The organism is Pseudomonas gingeri, assembly GCF_013385635.1.
Classification (GTDB): Bacteria; Pseudomonadota; Gammaproteobacteria; order Pseudomonadales; family Pseudomonadaceae; genus Aquipseudomonas; species Aquipseudomonas gingeri_A.
This window is the reverse complement of sequence record NZ_JACAPR010000003.1, coordinates 50,447-69,508: the sequence shown is the minus strand read 5'-3', so window position 1 is coordinate 69,508 and position 19,062 is coordinate 50,447. Positions and strand designations below refer to the sequence as shown.

Below are 19,062 nucleotides of genomic sequence, written 5' to 3'. Positions count from 1 at the left end.
GATGGACAGAAAGACAGCCACCTTGAGTTTAGCGCCAAAGCGACCAATGGCTATACCCGACATTGGTATAGAGCGGTCTTTTATTGTCGTCGGATACATCACCCCGTCATCGCGGCCATGGCAGAACCACTTGTCGACCCGCCCGGGCGCTTGCCTGGCCCGGCATGCGGTCTATAGTCAGCGAATCTGCACAGAGACCTGAACATGAGCGACCACCCGATCAATCGCCGCCGTTTCAAGCGCATCGCCTTCGATGCCGTCACCACCCTCAGCCAGGGGGCCACGGTCTGGTCGGCACAACTGGTGGACCTGTCACTCAAGGGCCTGCTGGTCCAGCGACCCGGCAACTGGCATGACGGCACGCACGGTACCTTCCTGATCGACATTCGCCTGGGCAAAGAAGCCCATGTGGAAATGGACGCCGAACTGGTCCATGACGATCACGGCCAGTTGGGCTTCAAATGCCTGCATATCGGCCTGGAGTCGATCCAGCACCTGCGGCGTCTGATCGAGTTGAACCTGGGTGACGAAGCGGAGCTGGAGCGGGAACTGGACGCTCTCTTCGACGATTGAACGGCCCGACGATCAACCCGCACAGCGCCGCCAGCCATGGCGGCGCCCGCTTTCACTCGGTCAGGGAAAGGCCGAGCGCTGGGGAAAATCGCTTTCCGAATCCCAATAGCCGTCCACGTCCCGCGACGTCAGCTGCCAGACGCCGTCTTTCAGGCGATAGGTCTGGTACGTAGTGACGAATGCCTCGCCGTCCTCGTCCGCCGCCGTCGAGGATACCTGCAGGATCTCCGGCGCCGAGTCCCCGGCCTGCCAGGCCGCCTTGCCGGTCTGGGCGAGGAACAGCGGCTTGAGCTTGCCGTCCGCCGTCTGGTACTGCATCGGCTGCAGCTTGCGCTGGGCCGGCATCAGCACCTGGGTCGCGGGGCCGCTGGTGCTGCCCATGGGGGCGGTCTGGTCGACCGTCAGGAAAAACGTCGGGGCCGGCATCCCCTCCATCGGGGCTTTTTCCAGGGTCGCCAGCGGATAGGCCAGGCCGACACTCTCCACTTCCTCGCCGGCCGCCGAGATCAGCCGGACCCGCGCCTCGACGATGGGCGTGCGCGCGACGTCCTTGGCCAGAGCATCGTCATCGAAAGCGTCCTCGTCGAACGTACTGCCGTTGCCCCAGAGGGACTGATGCAGGTCGGAAGTGATCCGCGCATCCTCCAGCAGTTCCAGGGCACCGCCATCTCCCGTCGGCATTTCCTGGGCCAACCGGTACCCCTCCGGCACCTCGGCCGTGGCCGCCCCGGCAGCACCGGCCCACACCATCCATCCCGCCAAACACATCGCCGCACCGATAAAACGCATCCCGCCGACTCCTTCCATCCCGTTATTCGAACAACGCATCCAACGCCTGCTCCAGGCGCGTGACGGCAATGATTTTCAGCCCCGGCGGCGCCTCTTTCGGCGCATTGCCCTTGGGCACGATGGCGCGTTTGAAACCGTGCTTGGCGGCTTCCTTCAGGCGCTCCTGGCCGCTGGGCACCGGACGCACCTCGCCGGACAAGCCGACCTCGCCAAACACCAGCAGATCATGGGGCAGCGGCCGATTGCGCAGGCTGGACATGACCGCCGCCATCAGCGCCAGGTCGGACGCGGTCTCCAATACCTTGACCCCCCCCACGACGTTGAGGAATACATCCTGATCATGGGTAGGAATACCGCCATGACGGTGCAGGACCGCCAACAGCATCGCCAGGCGATTCTGATCCAGCCCGAGAGTCACCCGCCGGGGGTTGGCCATATGGCTGTCATCGACCAGAGCCTGGACCTCCACCAGCATCGGACGGGTCCCTTCCCAGGTGGCCATGACCACGCTGCCCGGCACCTCTTCCTGGGCCCGGGTGAGAAAAATCGCCGACGGATTGGAGACTTCCTTCAGTCCCCGGTCGGTCATGCCGAACACCCCCAGCTCGTTCACCGCGCCGAAACGGTTCTTCACCGCCCGCAACAGGCGCAGGCGACCGTCGGACTCACCCTCGAAGTACAGCACCGTGTCGACCATATGTTCGAGGACCCGCGGACCGGCCAGCGCGCCCTCCTTGGTCACATGGCCGACCAGGAAGATCGCCGTGCCGCTCTGCTTGGCGTAACGCACCAGCAAGGCCGCACTTTCGCGCACCTGGGAGACGCCCCCCGGCGCCGATTGCAGTTGTTCGGTGAAAATCGTCTGGATCGAGTCGATCACCATGACCTTGGGCTTTTCCACCCGGGCGGTGGCGATGATGGTCTCGATGCAGGTTTCGGTCATCACCCGCAGTTGGTCCTGGGGCAGCCCCAGCCGACGCGCGCGCATCGCCACCTGTTGTTGCGATTCTTCACCGGTGACGTACAGCGCCGGCATGCGCGTGGCGAGGTTGCACAGGGTCTGCAGGAGAATGGTCGACTTGCCGATGCCGGGGTCGCCGCCGATCAACACCACCGAGCCATCCACCAGGCCGCCGCCGAGCACGCGGTCCAGCTCACCGGAGGCGGTGGAGAAACGGGGAATTTCCTCGACGCTGACTTCCGCCAGGGTCTTGATCTGCGCCTGCTGTCCGGCCCAACCGGTACGGCCGCTGGGCGCCGCCGCGCCGCCGCTTTCCACCAGGGTCTCGGTCAGGGTATTCCAGGCACCACATTCGCCGCACTGGCCGGCCCATTTGGGAAAGGTCGCGCCGCACTCGGTGCAGCCGTACATGCGCTTGGCCTTGGCCATCTCAACCCCCATGGAAAAACCGCGATGATAGCTCAGCCGGAAGCGATCAGCGCGTCGCCGGTGTACGGATTTCTCCATCCGCCAGACGGGCCGCACTGTTGCCCAGGGGATCCTCGGCATCCAGGTTGGCGCCTTTGGCCGCCAGGGCGTCCAGCAGGCCGGTGCGTTTGAACAGGCCGGCATACATGGCGGCGGTCTGTCCGGCGGCGTTACGCTGGTCGGGGTTGCAGTCGGCATTCAGCAGGCGCTGGGCGATCTTCACTTCGCCCTTGAAGATCGCCCCCATCAGCGCGGTATTGCCGCGCTTGTCCTGGGCACAGGCATTGGCACCGGCGGCCAGCAGTCGCTCCACCGCCGGCCCCTGGCCGTGGTAGGCCGCCAGGATCAGCGCGGTGTAGCCCTGCTCGTCCCGGGTATCGAGGCTGTAGCCGGCGTCGATAAAGGTGTCGAGCATCTCGACGTCGCCACGGCGGGCGGCATCGAAGTAGTAATCCTTGAGCTGCGCCTGGAGCGCGGCCGGATCCGCCGGAACAGGCGGCTCCTGGGCCGAAACGGCGAAGGCACAGGTCAGCAGAAGCAGGAAAGCATAAATACGCATGGCGGGTACTCCTACAGCAATGGCGCTGCCGCAATGGTGGTCCCAATGATCCCATCACGGTACGGTGGCACACGGACTTGCAGGAGCCTGGCTTGCCAGCGATGGCGTCTGGATGGGCGCCGCAAGGTTCAAGGACCTCTTCACGGGCAAGCCCGGCTCCTACAGGTTCTGTGGCGTTTTCAGGATCGGATCAATCCGATAGCTTCGCCGCCAGCGCCTTGACCCGCGCCAGGTCACCCTTGGCGACCTGGGTTACCCCGGTGCCGTACTCAGGATCGGCTTTGTAAAGGAACGACAGGATGATGTGCTTGCTCTCGTCATCGGTCGTCGCCAGCGAGCCACCGAAGTTCTCGATCAGGTCCTGCTTTTCCTTCTTGCTGTAGGAGCGATACAAATCCCCCGCCTGCTTGAAGTTCTGCTCGCGCTGGATCTTCGCCTGCTGGGTCGTGCCCGACAGGGCCGACTGGCTGTAGCGGGCGGCGGGTGGCTCGTCACGGGGCAGCAGGCGACTCGGCTGGTAATTCACGCCGGTGCTGCTGTGCCCGCTGTTCATCGCGCCATCCTGGTTGCCGTTGTTGACGGCGACCCGCGGCGCGTTGATCGGCAATTGCAGCGCATTGGGACCCAGGCGGTACATCTGCGTGTCGGCGTAGGAGAACACGCGCCCCTGCAACAGGCGGTCCTCCGACGGTTCGATCCCGGGCACCAGGTTCGCCGGGGCCATGGCCACCTGCTCGGTTTCCTGGAAGACGTTGGCCGGATTACGGTCAAGGACCATCTGCCCGACCTTGCGCTCGGGAACGCCGGGCCAGATCTTGGTGGCATCCAGCGGATCGAAATCGAACTTGCTCAAGTCCTGCGGGGTAAGTACCTGGACATACAGGTCCCACTTGGGAAAGTCGCCCTTGTTGATATGACGCACCAGATCATTGGTCATATGGCTGTAGTCGCGGCCCTGCACTTCGACGACGCCTTTTGGATCCAGATTGCGAATCCCCTGCAGACTCTTCCAGTGGAACTTGACGTAGTGCACTTCACCCTTGGCGTTGATCAACTTGTAGGCATGTACACCGTTACCGTCCATCTCCCGATAACTGGCCGGGGTACCGGAGTCCGAATACAACTCGGTCAGGGTCCGCGTGGACTCGGGAACATGGGAGAAGAAGTCGAAGCGGCGCGAATCGTCATCCAGGTTGGTGCGGGGGTCGGGCTTGAACGCGTGCACCATGTCCGGAAACTTGATGGCATCGCGAATGAAGAAGGTCGGGAAGTTGTTACCCACCAGATCCCAGTTGCCTTCGGCGGTGTAGAACTTGGTGGCGAACCCCCGCGGATCACGCAATGTTTCCGGAGAGTGGTTGCCATGCACCACCGCCGAGAAGCGTACGAAGACCGGCGTGCTTTCACCCGCGGCGAAAACCTTGGCCTTGCTCAGGTCGCTCAAGTCATTGGTGACCGTGAAGGTGCCATGGGCACCAGTCCCACGGGCGTGAACCACACGTTCCGGAATACGTTCGCGGTCGAAACGCTGGAGCTTCTGGATCAACTGCACATCCTGGAGCAAGACCGGTCCGGTACTGCCGGCGGTCTGTGAGTTCTGGTTATCGCCCACGGCAGCACCGTTGTCGCGAGTCAGAGTGGCGGCGTGAACGGAAAGGGATAACAGGCTGGCGGTCAAGATGCCCAGCACGCGTCGCGCGGGGAAACTCCCCGGCACAGGGGTGATGTTCATGGTGGATTCCTCTAGGTTTTTTTAGTGCGCATCCCGATGCGCTCACCAGAGGCTAGTGATCGTTATCTCGTTCTCTAAATAGAAATGCCCAAAGACACCGATTGAGAAAATCCACAAGCCGGGACCGTCTGGGACGAGTATTTCGCGCGATTGGTGGCACTTTGCAAACTTATCGCCGAACAGCAGGTCGATTAAGGCGGGCGCGGGCAAACCGGGCATCGAGCAAGATGCTCGCGGCTGAATTACACTGCGGTCACTCAACTCATCTGTAACAAGGAATAACCTATGGGCGTGCTAAGTGAGTTCAAGGCCTTCGCGGTCAAAGGCAATGTGGTCGACATGGCCGTCGGTATCATTATCGGCGCGGCCTTCGGCAAGATCGTATCGTCGTTCGTCGGCGACGTGGTGATGCCACCGATCGGCTTGCTTATTGGTGGGGTGGATTTCAGTGCCCTGGCGGTCACCTTGAAGGCCGCCGACGGCAATGTGCCTGCGGTGGTCCTGGCCTATGGCAAGTTCATCCAGACCTGCATCGACTTCATCATCGTGGCCTTCGCCATCTTCATGGGCGTCAAGGCGATCAACCGCCTGAAACGCGAGGAAGCCGTGGCGCCGAGCCTGCCGCCAGTGCCAACCAGGGAAGAAGAGTTGCTGGGAGAGATCCGCGACCTGCTCAAGGCCCAGAACAACAGGCCCTGACAGCCCCAACGCGATCCCTTGTAGGAGCCCGGCTTGCCGGCGATTAGGCCCTTGAGCCTTACGGTGCCCGTTCGGACGCCATCGCCGGCAAGCCGGGCTCCTACAGGTTTCAGGTATTCACAAAGCGTATTGCCAATTTTCCGACCGCTTGTGCAAGCCCGGACCACTACCAGTAGTTCTCCACCGCGACCTGGCCGGGACGCCGGCTCAGGCTCAGTTGCATATCGCGCTGCTTCAGCACCTGGCGGGTATCGTCGATCATCTGTGGGTTGCCGCATATCATCACCCTCGAGTGCTCGGCGCTCAGCGCCACCCCGGCCGCGCGCTCCAGTTCGCCACTGTCGATCAGTTGGGGAATCCGCCCCTGCAATACCCCCGGCACCTGCTCGCGGGTGACAGTAGGAATGAAGTGCAACTTGTGGGCATGCTCGGCCAGGTAGTCACGCTCGGCCAGGCCGGCGATCAGTTCCCGGTACGCCAGTTCGCGCTCATGGCGAGCACTGTAGACCAGCAGGATCCGCTCGAATCGCTCCCATACCTCGAAGTCCTGCAGGATCGACAGGAACGGCGCCACCCCGGTACCCGTGGCCAGCAGCCAGAGATCGCGCCCGTCGACGAATCGATCCAGGGTCAGATAACCCACGGCCTGGCGCTCGACCAGCAACGAATCGCCCACTTCCAGACAACTCAGCTCACTGGTGAACTCGCCACCAGGCACGACGATGGAAAAGAACTCGAGAAACTCGTCATGAGGCGAGGACACCATCGAGTAGGCCCGCCACACCACACTGCCATCCGCCTTGGTCACGCCCAGACGGGCAAATTGCCCGGCACGAAAACGAAACCCGACATCCCGCGTGGTACGCAGGGTAAACAGGCTGGAGGTCAGGGGACGGACATCGAGCAGGGTCTGTCGGGTAAATTTTTCTGCGCTGGCGGTCATGGTCCGCTCCATCGGGGCTGAAGCCCCAGTGTCGCGCAAAGCCGGCTCGAGAAACACTGATGGTTTGTGGTGGTATAAATTTCGCCATAAAACATGTACAACTTTATAAACAAAGTACAGCAACCTTAAAAAACAAAAACTTATAATCAGAACATCGCAATTCACATTTTTTTCACAAAAAAAATCACACCACACCAAACAAAATTCATATCAGAATGACATCTACCATTTAACGCAAAAAACGACACTTGACGCGATAACACATAGCATTTAAAGACAATAAAAATATCATCAGCATATAAAAAACCAACACCGAAACCAGGAATTTTCCTACACTACTTCAGGCACCTTCGGTCCAAGAGAACCGCACCAAGCATCAAGGAAGGGAACCTCAATGGAGAACTGGCAGGATACTCAACTGCACCAGCTCATGAGTGAAAAAGAAGAACAGGCAGTCTTCGACGCAGTTTTCAATCTGGCAGGGCAAATCCGTTTTACCTATGTATCGTTCAGAGTCAGCACCTTGTTAGGAGGCATCCAACCCAACAGCTCGTCTTTTGACAACTACCCAAACGAATGGAAGTCGTGTTACCAGCGCAACAACTACATTACAATTGATCCACTGATCGCTCACTGTCACAGCTCGGTGTTTCCCATACTCTGGGTACCGGAAACATTCAGAAGTACGCCGACACTCTGGCGCGACATGCAGGCTCATGGCCTGAACCACGGTTGGTCGCAGTCGGTGCACGACATTCGCGGTATCGTCAGCACTCTGAGCCTGGCCAGGACCTACGAGCCCATCACGTCCAGCGAGTTCTATTCGAAGACGGGCCATATCCTGTGGCTATGCAATTGGCTGCATTCGTACATGGCGGAAAAGCTGGTCAACTCCTGTCAGCCGCAAAACTACCATCCGCTCTCGCCTCGGGAAACCGAGATCCTGAAGTGGACGGCTGAAGGCAAGACCGCTGCGGAAATCGCCAACATCCTCAACCTGACGGCACGCACCGTAGGCTTTCACATGAGCACGATCATGAGAAAACTGGGGGTCAGCAACAAGGCCTCGGCAGTACTGCGCGCCGCCAAGTCCGGCCTGCTGTACTGATTCGGTACTGATTCGACATCCCCATCACCCGGCAGAAGGACCTGCCCTCAACACATGCCACAGGCAATATCCTCGAAACCCACGTAAAATCCCCGCTCTTGCCTACCGTTGCAGACCACGCTTGTTCCAAGCGCCGATTCAAGACAGCCGCAAACCGTCCTCCAGAGCCTGTACCCCATGCCCCTGCTAGAAAGCCCGTTCGCCCAACTCGATCTGATCCGCCAGCCTGAACAGCAGAACGAACCGCTGCAGGCGTTCGACGCAGCCGATCAATACCTGCTCGACCACCTGGCCGCACAGGCGGTCCCGCGCGACACCCGGGTACTGGTGCTCAACGACAGTTTCGGCGCCCTGGCCGCCAGCCTGGAAGGCCATGTACAACTGACCAGCAGCGGCGACTCGTTCCTGGCGGCCCTGGGCCTGGAAAAAAACCTGGTACGCAATGGCAAGGCCTTCGATGCCGTGCGCCATGTGCCGGCCAGCGAGGCCCTGGACGGCCCGTTCGACCGGGTACTGATCCGCGTACCCAAGACTCTGGCGCTGCTGGAAGAACAACTGATCCGCCTGCAGGGTCAACTGGCGCCGGGCGCGCAGGTGGTCGCCGCGGCCATGGTCAAGCATTTGCCCAGGGCCGCGGGAGATCTGCTGGAGCGTTACGTCGGCCCGGTACAGGCCTCATTGGCGGTGAAGAAAGCTCGCCTGCTGATCGCGACACCCGAAGCCAGAGCCGCTATCGGCTCACCCTACCCGACGCGCTACACCCTCGATCAACCGGCGATCGAGCTGCTCAACCATGCCAACGTCTTCTGTCGCGAAGGCCTGGATATCGGTACCCGGGCCTTCCTTCCCCACCTGCCCGGCAACCTGGGCAATGTCCGGGTCGCCGACCTCGGCTGCGGCAACGGCGTGCTGGCCATCGCCAGCGCGCTGCAAAACCCGCAGGCCCACTACACGCTGGTGGACGAGTCGTTCATGGCCGTGCAATCGGCGCGGGAAAACTGGCAGGCGATACTCGGTGACCGGGAAGTGACCGTGCGCGCCGATGACGGCCTCGCCGGCCAGGCGGCGCAATCACTGGATGTGGTGCTGTGCAACCCGCCCTTCCACCAGCAGCAGGTCGTCGGCGACTTCCTCGCCTGGCGGATGTTCCAGCAGGCCCGGGAAGCACTGGTGGTCGGTGGCGCGCTGTACATCGTCGGCAACCGCCACCTGGGCTATCACAGCAAGCTGGCTCGCCTGTTCCGGGGCGTCGAGCAAGTGGCGGCGACACCCAAGTTCGTCATTCTCAAGGCCCGCAAGTAGGCGCGATAAGGTGCCTGCCGGGTGATCAGTGAGTCGTCAGCCCCGCAGCGCTCATGAACAGGCGCATCAGGCTGGCGACCACGAACAACGCCAGCACACTGCCCGTCCAGATCATCGCCAGCCAGCCCAGGCGCTGCCAGAGCGGTTTCCTCTCGGCCTGTTCGATCTCGTGCAACGAATGTTTGCCTGTCATGTCGGAGTCCTCGTCGTCGGAAGGATGACGCCCCGAAGAGCGCCATCGCGAGCTATCAGCCATCACCTAGTGGTAGCCGTCCTCATGGGTCACCTTGCCGCGGAACACGTAGTAGCTCCAGAAGGTGTAGCCGAGGATGAACGGAATGATGAACAGCGTGCCCACCAGCATGAAGCCTTGGCTCTGTGGCGGCGCGGCGGCGTCCCAGATCGAGATCGACGGCGGCACGATATTCGGCCACAGGCTGATACCGAGGCCACTGTAGCCGAGGAAAATCAGCACCAGGGTCAGCAGGAACGGCGTGTAATGGGCATTGCGCGCCACCGCCCGGATCAGGCCGTACAGCGTGACAAGTACCAGGATCGGCACCGGCAGGAACCAGAACAGGTTCGGCAGGGTAAACCAGCGCGCGGCGATCTCGGCATGGGCCAGGGGCGTCCAGATGCTGACGATGCCGATCACCGCCAGCAGGACGAACGCCAACGGCCGCGCCAGGTCATGCATCTGCTCCTGTAACTTGCCCTCGGTCTTCATGATCAGCCAGGTACAGCCGAGCAAGGCATAGGCCACCACCAGCGCCACGCCACAGAACAGGGTGAACGGCGTCAGCCAGTCCAGCGAGCCGCCGGCGAACTGCCGGTTGACCACCGGGATGCCGTCGATGAAGGCGCCCAGGGCCACGCCCTGGAAGAAGGTCGCCGCCAGTGAACCGCCAATGAAAGCCTTGTCCCAGATATGGCGCTTGTGGTCCTTGGCCTTGAAGCGGAACTCGAAGGCCACGCCGCGGAAGATCAGCCCGATCAGCATGAAGATCAGCGGCAGGTACAACGCCGACAGCACCACCGAATAGGCCAGCGGGAAGGCGCCGAACAGCGCCGCGCCGCCGAGCACCAGCCAGGTTTCGTTACCGTCCCAGACCGGGGCCACGGTGTTCATCATCACGTCGCGGTCGCGGTCGCCCTTGATAAAGGGAAAGAGAATGCCGATCCCCAGGTCGAAGCCATCCATGACCACATACATCATGATGCCGAAGATGATGATCACGGCCCAGATCAGCGGAAGATCAATACCCATGATTCAGTTCCCCTTGTTCAGGCTGTCGCCGTGGCCGTTTTCACCGCCGTCATCGGCAGCGGAAAGCGGACGGGCCGGTGTACGTTGCTGACCGGGACCACCGTGGTTCGGCTCGGCGCCTTCGTTGATCTTCGGCCCTTTGCGCACCAGGCGCATCATGTAGCCCAGGCCCACGCCGAACAGCGAGAAATACACCACGACAAATAGTGTCAGCGTGATGCTCATCTGCACCAGGCTATGCCCGGAGGACGCATCCGCCGTGCGCATCAGGCCGTAGACCACCCAGGGTTGGCGGCCGATTTCCGTAGTGAACCAGCCCGCCAGGATCGCGATCAGGCCGGACGGGCCCATCCACAGGGCCAGGCGCAGGAACAGGCGGTTCTCGTAAAGGCGGTCGCGCTTGCGCAGCCACAGGCTCCACAGGCCGGTGAAGATCATCAGGAAGCCGAGGCCGACCATCACGCGGAACGACCAGAACACAATGGTCGAATTCGGCCGGTCCTCTGGCGGGAACTCCTTGAGCGCCGGCACCTGCTTGTCCAGCGAGTGGGTCAGGATCAGGCTGCCCAGGTAGGGAATTTCCACGGCGAATTTGGTCTTCTCCGCCTTCATGTCCGGCCAACCGAAGAGAATCAGCGGGGTCGGCTCGTTGCCGACGTTCTCCCAGTGACCTTCGATGGCGGCGATTTTCGCCGGTTGGTGCTTGAGGGTATTGAGGCCATGGAAATCACCGATCACCGCCTGGATCGGCGCCACGATCAGCGCCATCCACATGGCCATCGACAGCATGGTGCGGATCGCCGGGTTATCCCGGCCACGCAACAGGTGCCAGGCCGCCGAGGAACCGACGAAGAACGCCGTCGCGACAAACGCGGCCGTGGCCATGTGCATCAGGCGGTAAGGGAAGGACGGGTTGAACACCACCGCCAGCCAGTCCACCGGGATCACCCGGCCATCGATGATTTCGTAGCCCTGGGGCGTCTGCATCCAGCTGTTGGACGACAGGATCCAAAAGGTCGAAATCAAGGTGCCGATTGCCACCATCACCGTGGAGAAGAAGTGCAGTCCGCGGCCGACCTTGTTCCAGCCGAACAGCATGACGCCGAGGAAACCGGCTTCGAGGAAGAACGCCGTCAGTACCTCGTAGGTCAGCAACGGCCCGGTGACCGCGCCGGCGAAGTCCGAGAAACGACTCCAGTTGGTGCCGAACTGGTACGCCATGACCAGGCCGGAAACCACCCCCATGCCGAAGTTGACGGCAAAGATCTTCGACCAGAAATGATACAGATCGCGGTACGTATCGTTGCGCGTCTTCAGCCACAACCCTTCGAGCACCGCCAGGTAGCTCGCCAGGCCAATGGTGATGGCCGGGAACAGGATATGGAATGAAATGGTGAACGCGAACTGGATTCGGGCGAGATCAAGTGCCTCCAAACCGAACATAAGTCTTCCTCTGTCAGGTAATACCGGCTGCCGACCTGGAGGCCTGCACCCACTGCCCCCACGGATATGGAGTGTGGCGAATTCGAATTCGTTCTTTTAAACCATCGCGACGCAGGGAGTCGGATCCAGATCAGCGCCGCAAAGGGAAGTGACCTGGATCAATCAACGATAAAAGAGTAGTCCCATTCCGACGACCGGGTTATGTGGTCTTTTGCCGCGTGACAGGTTGCCTCAGGTGCAGATTTCATCTGATCCGCAAAAAACGGGCGAAGGGAAAAACACCGACAGCTCAGCAACTTTTTGTTACATGGGGATGATAATCTGCCCTACCCCCTGCCCAGGCGAGTCCCCGATGCCCACCGAGACGCCGTTGTTGCTGCGCCATCACCGCCCTTTCCTCGCTTTCTGGCTGGCCCGGATCTTTACCGCCAGCAGCTTCCAGATGCTCACCGTGGCCATTGGCTGGAACCTCTATCAATTGACCGGCAACGTGCTCGACCTGGGCCTGGTGGGGCTGGTGGAGTTCGCCCCACGCGTACTGTTCATGCTGCACACCGGGCATGTCGCCGATCGTTATGACCGGCGCAAGGTCGCGGCGCTGTGCCAGACCCTGCAGGCCCTGATCGCCCTGAGCCTGGCCATCGGCGGCGCGACGAATCACGTGACCCGGGAGATGATCTTTATCCTGGCCTTCCTGCTCGGTGCCGCCCGCTCCTTCGAGATGCCCACCACCCAGGCGCTGTTGCCTTCCATCGTGCCGCCGGCGCTGTTCCCCCGCGCGGTGGCGGCCGCACAGTCGGCGCAGCAACTGGCGACCATTGTCGCCCCGGCCCTCGGTGGCCTGCTGTACGCCTTTGGCAGTGTCTGGGTCTACGGTCCGACCGTCGCCCTGTATGTGATCGCCTGCCTGCTGATGCTCAATCTGCCGGCACGCCAGACGCCACTGAACAAGGGCAAGGCGACCCTCGACTCACTGCTGGCAGGGATTCGTTTCATTCGCAGCCGCCCGGACATTCTCGGGGCCATCTCCCTGGACCTGTTCGCGGTGCTGCTGGGTGGCGCGACCGCCCTGCTGCCGGTGTTCGCCAAGGACATCCTGCTGACCGGCGCCTGGGGCCTGGGCCTGCTGCGTTCGGCACCGGCGGTCGGAGCGCTGCTGATGTCACTGTGGCTGGCGCGGTTTCCGATGGAGCGCAAGGTCGGCCGGGTCATGTTCACCGCCGTCGGGGTATTCGGCGTGGCGACCATCGCCTTCGGCCTGTCGACCTCATTCTGGTTTTCCCTGGCGGTATTGGTGATACTCGGCGCGGCGGACATGATCAGCATGGTGATCCGCTCATCGTTCGTGCAACTGGAAACCCCCGATGAGATGCGCGGTCGGGTCAGCGCGGTGAACGGCCTGTTCATCGGCGCGTCCAACCAGTTGGGCGAGTTCGAATCCGGGCTGACCGCCCACTGGTTCGGCACCGTGCCGGCGGTGGTCCTCGGCGGGGTCGGCACCCTGGTGGTCACCGGGACCTGGATGAAACTGTTCCCGACCCTGGCCAACCGTGACCGCATGCACGTCGAAAAGCGCGAGACCGCCGCGGCGGGCGGTTGATGCCGCCCTGATCGATCCTGTCAGTTGATCTCGATGGTCGCCGTCATCGTCTGCACCGGCATCGTCAGGGAGCGGTCACTGAAGCTGAAGGTGCCCTGCTGCTGCTCCTGCAGATCGTATATATAGCTGTAGCCGACCACCGCACCACCGTTGCAGGGCACGAACGGCTTGTTGAATTCACACAGGGAATTGCGTTGGCTGTAATTGAGCGGGGTGCCGTTGAACGTCGCACCCGGTGCACGTCCATAGCCCAGCTCGACGACCGTAACCGTGATATTAGGCCCGCGATGAGCGATTTGCGTGCGTTTGCGACCGTCGGAAACATCCTCGACCACCCCCGCGGACGCCACCGTATAGATTGCCACCCCTTTCAGCGGTGCCGCCGGTGCCGCATGGGCCTGGCCGCCGGCCGATAGCAGCAGTGCACCGGCACACAGGGCCAGGCGATTGAGTACTTGTTTCATCATTTGTTCCCTAAGGAATCCCCTCGTCTGCCGCAGAGTATGCCTCAGGCACGGATTTCGCAGTAGTTCGTGCCAGGCGGTCACGCGATGACCGCACCACCGCGCCCCATTCCCGCCACCGGCTGGTATGATGCGCGGCTTTTTCCCGCAGACGAATTTCATCAGGCCGCCAGAGTCTGTGCTTTGCTGTTGGGACCGATTCATTCAAGGCGCCGAACGCGCCATTGGGGAGCAGAGATGCTGGAAAGGCTGTTTCAACTCAAGGCACACAATACCAATGTGCGCACCGAGATTCTCGCGGGCGTCACGACCTTCCTGGCCATGGCCTACATCCTGTTCGTCAACCCGAGCATTCTCGGCGAAACCGGCATGGACAAGGGCGCGGTGTTCGTCGCGACCTGCCTGGCAGCCGCCATCGGCTCGACCGTGATGGGCCTGATCGCCAACTATCCGATCGCCCTCGCACCGGGCATGGGCCTGAACGCCTTCTTCACCTACACCGTGGTCCTGCACATGGGTCACACCTGGCAAGTGGCCCTGGGCGCGGTGTTCATCTCGGCGGTGTGCTTCTTCCTGCTGTCGATCTTCCGTATCCGCGAATGGATCATCAACAGCATCCCGCTGCCGCTGCGCTCGGCGATTGCCGCCGGTATCGGCCTGTTCCTGGCGCTGATCGCCCTGCACAACGCCGGTATCGTGGTCAGCAACCCCGCGACCATGGTCGGCCTCGGCGACCTCAAGCAGCCGGCGCCGATCCTCGCCACCCTGGGCTTTGCCGCCATCGTCGCCCTGGACGCCCTGAAAGTCCGCGGCGCGGTGCTGATCGGTATCCTCGGCGTGACCATCGTCTCGATCCTGATGGGCTTCAGCCCGTTCGGCGGCATTATCTCGGCACCGCCGTCGCTGGCGCCGACCTTCATGCAGCTGGACATAAAGGGCGCCCTGGACATCGGCCTGGTCAGCGTGATCTTCGCCTTCCTGTTCGTCGACCTGTTCGACAACTCCGGTACCCTGATCGGCGTCGCCAAGCGCGCCGGGTTGATGGGCAAGGACGGCCACATGCCGAAAATGGGCCGCGCCCTGATCGCCGACAGCACCGCCGCCATGGCCGGTTCGCTGCTGGGCACCTCGACCACCACCAGCTACATCGAGTCGGCCGCGGGCGTCAGCGCCGGTGGCCGCACCGGCCTGACCGCCATCGTGGTCGCCGTGCTGTTCCTCCTGGCACTGTTCTTCGCCCCGCTGGCCGGCAGTGTCCCGGCTTTCGCCACCGCCCCGGCGCTGCTGTTCGTGGCCGTGCTGATGGCTTCGGGGCTGGCCGAGATCAACTGGGATGACGTCACCGAGGCGGCGCCGGTGGTCATCACCGCCCTGGCCATGCCGTTCACCTATTCCATCGCCAACGGCATCGCGTTCGGCTTCATTGCCTGGACCGCGATCAAGCTGCTGTCTGGCCGCGCACGCGAGCTGAACCCGGCGCTGGTGATTCTGTCGATTCTGTTTGTGATCAAGTTGGGTTGGTTCAACGCATGACTTTTGATTCCTCGACCTACGCCGTCCAGCTCAACGACAAGGTCGCGCGCCTGCGCGACCTGCTGGCGCCGTTCGCTGCACCCGAACCGCAAGTGTTCGACTCGCCGCTGCAGCATTTCCGCCTGCGCGCCGAATTCCGCCTGTGGCGCGAAGCCGGCGAACGCCACTACGCGATGTTTTCCCAGGACGACAAGCGCACGCCGATCCTGATCGAAGAATTTCCCATCGCCAGCCTGCGCATCAATGAACTGATGCCCCGGCTCAAGGCGGCCTGGCAAGCCAGCGCGCCCCTGAGCCACAAGCTGTTCCAGGTGGAGTTCCTGACCACCCTGGCCGGCGATGCGATGATCACCCTGTGCTATCACCGCCCGCTGGACGAGCACTGGCAAACCGCTGCCGAACAACTCGCCGCCGACCTGGGCGTGAGCATCATCGGTCGCTCCAAGGGCAAGCGCGTGGTGATCGGTCATGACTACGTAGTGGAGAAGTTCGAGATTGCCGGTCGTACCTTCAGCTACCGGCAACCGGAAGGTGCCTTCACCCAGCCCAACGGCACGGTGAACCAGAAGATGCTCAACTGGGCCTATGAGGCACTGGGCGAGCGCTCCGACGACCTGCTGGAGCTGTACTGCGGCAACGGCAATTTCACCCTGCCGCTGGCGACCCGGGTGCGCAAGGTGCTGGCCACCGAGATCAGCAAGACCTCGGTCAATGCCGCCCTGAGCAACCTCGACGAGAACGCCGTGGACAGCGTCACCCTGGTGCGCCTGTCCGCCGAGGAACTGACCGAGGCGCTGAACGACGTCCGGCCGTTCCGCCGCCTGCACGGCATCGACCTGAAAAGCTACGAATTCGGCAGCGTGTTCGTCGACCCGCCGCGCGCCGGCATGGACCCGGACACCTGCGAGCTGACCCGGCGTTTCGACAATATCCTGTACATCTCCTGCAACCCAGAGACTCTGGCGGCGAATATCGCGCAACTGCACGATACCCACCGCATCGAACGCTGCGCGCTGTTCGATCAGTTCCCCTGGACCCATCATATGGAATCCGGGGTCTTGCTGACTCGCCGCTGAATCGGCACTACCACATAACCCTGCAGGAGCCGGCTTACCGGCGATGGCGTCCGCACAGGCGAGGCAAGGCTTGCTGGCCTCATCGCTGGCAAGCCAGCTCCTACACGGGCCGTGGCAGCAACGATATTGTGTGCCGAGGCGCAAACTTGTAGGAGCCGGCTTGCCGGCGATGGCGTCCACACAGGCGATGCAAGGCTTACTGGCCTCATCGCTGGCAAGCCAGCTCCTACAACATAAAACACCGTCGCGTTCAGTCGCGCACAAACCCGAACAGCTCCGCCGCCGTGTTGCACAGCAGATGCTGGCGCAACGGCGCGGCGCAGGCCAGGTGGCGCAGGCGATCGAATTCGGAGGCGAAATCCACCTCTTGCTCATGCTGGGTATGGGGCCAGTCGCTGCCCCACAGCAACCGGTCCGGTCCCACGGTCTGCAGCATCAGCGACAGGGACTTCTCGGCGAAATGCAGATTTTCCATCGGCGTACCACCGAGCCGATAGATAGCCGAGACCTTGATCCACAGCCGTCCGCTTTCCCCCAGTGCCAGCAAGCGGGCAAAGGCGGGCTGCTCGACCCCGAGTCGCGCGTCGGGACGGCCAAAGTGATCGACCACCACCCTGCAGCCCTGCTCCAGCAAGGGCTGGATCAACGCCGGCAGATCCTCCAGTTGACGATGCACTTCGACATGCCAGTCCAGGCGGCGCAGATGCTGGAAGAACACCTGCCACGACGCCAGGGCAAAGTCCGGCAGCGGCTGTCCCATCAGGTTCAGGCGTACGCCCGCCACCCCGAGCCCGGCCATCCGTTGCAGTTCCTCTAAGGCGATGTCGCGCTCGACCACCACCACACCCCGCAACCGCCCGGCCGCCTGCTGCAGCGCCGCCAGCAGGTAGCTGTTGTCGGTACCGAGAAAACTTGGCTGCACCAGCACGCCGTGGCTCAGGCCGTTTTCCTGCAAACACGCCAGGTAATCGGCCAGGGTGGCATCGTAGTCCGGCGCATAACGGCGCCCGGTCGCCAGCCCCAGGCCGCGCTCGAATACATGGGCATGGGCATCGATGCCGCTAATCGGCAATGGGCAAATCTCGGACATGGAACTCATCTATGCAAAGGTGGATACGGTACGTGTAGGAGCCGGCTTGCCGGCGATGGCGGCCGATCAGGCGATGCAAGGCTCACAGGCCCTATCGCCGGCAAGCCGGCTCCTACAGGGGGTTGTGGTGCTTTCAGGACAGCTGGCTGGCATCCGCGCGTCTGGCCGGTGCAGTGTCCATCGCCACGCCCTGCAGGTTGCGGCCTCTGGTTTCCGGCAAGGCCAATGCGGCCAGCACCGCCACGCCATAGGCGATCCCGGCATCGATACCGATGGCCGAACCGAGGGACATCGACTCGCTCATATGCCCGACCATGAACGGAAATACCGCCGACAGCACCCGGCCGAAGTTGTAGCAGAAGCCCACGCCGGCGCCGCGCACGTCCGCCGGGTACAGCTCGTTGAAGAAGGAACCGAGGCTGGCCGGGATACCCGCGGCGAAGAAGCCCAGGGGGAAGCCGAGGAACAGCATCTGGGTATTGCTCAGCGGCAGGAACAGGTAGCACTGCACCGTGACCACGCAGCAGAAGGCAAAGAGGATGATGTTCTTGCGCCGGCCGATACGATCCAGCAACAGGCCACTGACGATACAGCCGAACCAGAACGCGACGATGATCACCGCCAGGTAGCCGCCGGAGCTGAGTACCGAGAGGTTACGTTCGGTCTTGAGGAAGGTCGGCAACCAGGTCATCACCGCGTGGTAACCGCCGTGGGCGCCCAGGCCGAGGATGCCGCCCAGCAGCGTGACCCGCAGCAGCTCGGGACGGAAGATCCCCGCCATCGAGGCCAGCAGGCCGCGACCTGCGGCCTTGGCCTGGCGTTGCGTGCCGTCCGGCTCGACCACGCTGCGGCGGACATAGATCACCAGCAGTGCCGGCAACAGTCCCACCAGGAACATCACGCGCCAGGCCATGGCCTCGGGGACGAAGGTGTAGATCAGGGTGAAGACCCCGACCGCCGCGCCCCAGCCGATCGCCCAGGCACTCTGCACCGCGCCCATGACCTTGCCGCGGTAGCGGGCCTGGATGGTCTCGGCCATCAGCACCGCGCCCGCCGCCCACTCGCCGCCGATGCCGAAGCCCTGCAACGCCTTGACCACCAGCAACTGGTTGAAACCGGTGACAAACGCCGAGAGGAAGGTGAACAGCGAGAACCAGAGGATCATCCATTGCAGGGTGCGCACCCGACCGTAGCGGTCGGACAGCGTACCGCCGAGCCAGCCGCCGATGGCCGAGGTGATCAGAGTCACGCCGCTGACCAGCCCGGCATCGCCCTTGCTCAAGGCGAAGGCGGCGATCAGCGCCGGAATCGCCAGGCCGAACATTTGCACTTCCAGTGCATCCAGGGACCAGCCGCCGAAGCAGGCCCAGAATGTCTTGCGCTCGCGCGAAGTGATGTCGCGATACCAGCTGAACATGATTTCTTATCCTTATAGGTGAACAGGGGGTCGATCAG

At 62.5% G+C, this 19,062-nt stretch carries 18 protein-coding genes; 7 read left to right on the top strand and 11 right to left on the bottom strand.

What is annotated here, in order from left to right; translation table 11 throughout:
• Positions 1-204 precede the first annotated feature (204 nt).
• A complete protein-coding gene (locus HX851_RS02880; protein WP_177062945.1) occupies positions 205-573 on the top strand; it encodes a PilZ domain-containing protein in 369 nt (122 codons plus the stop codon).
• A gap of 60 nt (positions 574-633) precedes the next feature.
• Here HX851_RS02880 and HX851_RS02875 read toward each other — a convergent pair whose 3' ends face one another.
• From HX851_RS02875 to katB, 4 genes are all read right to left on the bottom strand, one after another.
• Positions 634-1,362, bottom strand: coding sequence for a hypothetical protein (locus HX851_RS02875; protein WP_177062944.1), 729 nt, complete (start codon positions 1,360-1,362; stop codon positions 634-636).
• A 22-nt stretch (positions 1,363-1,384) separates the two neighbouring features.
• Positions 1,385-2,752, bottom strand: a complete 1,368-nt coding sequence (radA, locus tag HX851_RS02870; RefSeq protein WP_017123424.1) for a DNA repair protein RadA — start codon at positions 2,750-2,752, stop codon at positions 1,385-1,387.
• Between the two features lie 46 nt (positions 2,753-2,798).
• On the bottom strand, positions 2,799-3,350 hold the full coding sequence (locus HX851_RS02865) for an ankyrin repeat domain-containing protein (protein WP_177062943.1): 552 nt from the start codon (positions 3,348-3,350) through the stop codon (positions 2,799-2,801).
• Between the two features lie 190 nt (positions 3,351-3,540).
• Positions 3,541-5,082, bottom strand: a complete 1,542-nt coding sequence (katB, locus tag HX851_RS02860; RefSeq protein ID WP_177064921.1) for a catalase KatB — start codon at positions 5,080-5,082, stop codon at positions 3,541-3,543.
• A gap of 285 nt (positions 5,083-5,367) precedes the next feature.
• On the opposite strand from katB, the gene mscL reads away from it, so the two are divergent.
• Positions 5,368-5,781 carry a large-conductance mechanosensitive channel protein MscL gene (mscL, locus tag HX851_RS02855; protein WP_177062941.1) on the top strand — a complete coding sequence of 138 codons (414 nt, stop codon included), beginning with the start codon at positions 5,368-5,370 and terminating at the stop codon, positions 5,779-5,781.
• A gap of 166 nt (positions 5,782-5,947) precedes the next feature.
• On the opposite strand, the gene HX851_RS02850 is transcribed toward mscL, so the two are convergent.
• On the bottom strand, positions 5,948-6,724 hold the full coding sequence (locus tag HX851_RS02850) for a ferredoxin--NADP reductase (protein ID WP_177064919.1): 777 nt from the start codon (positions 6,722-6,724) through the stop codon (positions 5,948-5,950).
• A gap of 394 nt (positions 6,725-7,118) precedes the next feature.
• Here HX851_RS02850 and HX851_RS02845 point away from each other — a divergent pair, with 394 nt between their 5' ends.
• Together HX851_RS02845 and HX851_RS02840 are read left to right on the top strand one after the other, a co-directional pair.
• Positions 7,119-7,832 (top strand): autoinducer binding domain-containing protein, encoded by a 714-nt coding sequence (locus HX851_RS02845; RefSeq protein ID WP_177064917.1) that lies wholly within the window; start codon positions 7,119-7,121, stop codon positions 7,830-7,832.
• 177 nt (positions 7,833-8,009) lie between these two features.
• Positions 8,010-9,134: a methyltransferase gene (locus HX851_RS02840; protein ID WP_177064915.1), complete on the top strand. Its 1,125-nt coding sequence runs from the start codon at positions 8,010-8,012 to the stop codon at positions 9,132-9,134.
• Positions 9,135-9,159: 25 nt separating this feature from the next.
• On the opposite strand, the gene HX851_RS02835 is transcribed toward HX851_RS02840, so the two are convergent.
• The 3 genes from HX851_RS02835 to HX851_RS02825 form a co-directional block, all read right to left on the bottom strand.
• Positions 9,160-9,327 carry a DUF2474 domain-containing protein gene (locus HX851_RS02835; RefSeq protein WP_177064912.1) on the bottom strand — a complete coding sequence of 56 codons (168 nt, stop codon included), beginning with the start codon at positions 9,325-9,327 and terminating at the stop codon, positions 9,160-9,162.
• A gap of 66 nt (positions 9,328-9,393) precedes the next feature.
• On the bottom strand, positions 9,394-10,401 hold the full coding sequence (cydB, locus tag HX851_RS02830; RefSeq protein WP_177062937.1) for a cytochrome d ubiquinol oxidase subunit II: 1,008 nt from the start codon (positions 10,399-10,401) through the stop codon (positions 9,394-9,396).
• A 3-nt stretch (positions 10,402-10,404) separates the two neighbouring features.
• Positions 10,405-11,844 carry a cytochrome ubiquinol oxidase subunit I gene (locus tag HX851_RS02825; protein ID WP_177062936.1) on the bottom strand — a complete coding sequence of 480 codons (1,440 nt, stop codon included), beginning with the start codon at positions 11,842-11,844 and terminating at the stop codon, positions 10,405-10,407.
• 352 nt (positions 11,845-12,196) lie between these two features.
• Here HX851_RS02825 and HX851_RS02820 point away from each other — a divergent pair, with 352 nt between their 5' ends.
• A complete protein-coding gene (locus tag HX851_RS02820; RefSeq protein WP_177064910.1) occupies positions 12,197-13,444 on the top strand; it encodes an MFS transporter in 1,248 nt (415 codons plus the stop codon).
• Between the two features lie 20 nt (positions 13,445-13,464).
• Here the strand turns inward: HX851_RS02820 and HX851_RS02815 are convergent, their stop codons facing one another.
• Positions 13,465-13,908 (bottom strand): DUF4879 domain-containing protein, encoded by a 444-nt coding sequence (locus tag HX851_RS02815; protein ID WP_177062934.1) that lies wholly within the window; start codon positions 13,906-13,908, stop codon positions 13,465-13,467.
• A 237-nt stretch (positions 13,909-14,145) separates the two neighbouring features.
• Between HX851_RS02815 and HX851_RS02810 the strand changes: the two genes are divergently transcribed.
• Complete coding sequence (locus tag HX851_RS02810) at positions 14,146-15,441, top strand: NCS2 family permease (RefSeq protein WP_177064908.1); 1,296 nt, start codon at positions 14,146-14,148, stop codon at positions 15,439-15,441.
• Positions 15,438-16,517 (top strand): tRNA (uridine(54)-C5)-methyltransferase TrmA, encoded by a 1,080-nt coding sequence (gene trmA, locus HX851_RS02805; RefSeq protein ID WP_177064907.1) that lies wholly within the window; start codon positions 15,438-15,440, stop codon positions 16,515-16,517. The genes HX851_RS02810 and trmA overlap by 4 nt, the downstream gene beginning before the upstream one ends.
• Positions 16,518-16,767: 250 nt before the next feature.
• Here trmA and HX851_RS02800 read toward each other — a convergent pair whose 3' ends face one another.
• Both HX851_RS02800 and HX851_RS02795 read right to left on the bottom strand, forming a co-directional pair.
• Positions 16,768-17,607, bottom strand: coding sequence for an amidohydrolase family protein (locus HX851_RS02800; RefSeq protein ID WP_177062931.1), 840 nt, complete (start codon positions 17,605-17,607; stop codon positions 16,768-16,770).
• Positions 17,608-17,740: 133 nt separating this feature from the next.
• On the bottom strand, positions 17,741-19,024 hold the full coding sequence (locus HX851_RS02795; protein WP_177062930.1) for an MFS transporter: 1,284 nt from the start codon (positions 19,022-19,024) through the stop codon (positions 17,741-17,743).
• Between the last annotated feature and the right edge of the window lie 38 nt (positions 19,025-19,062).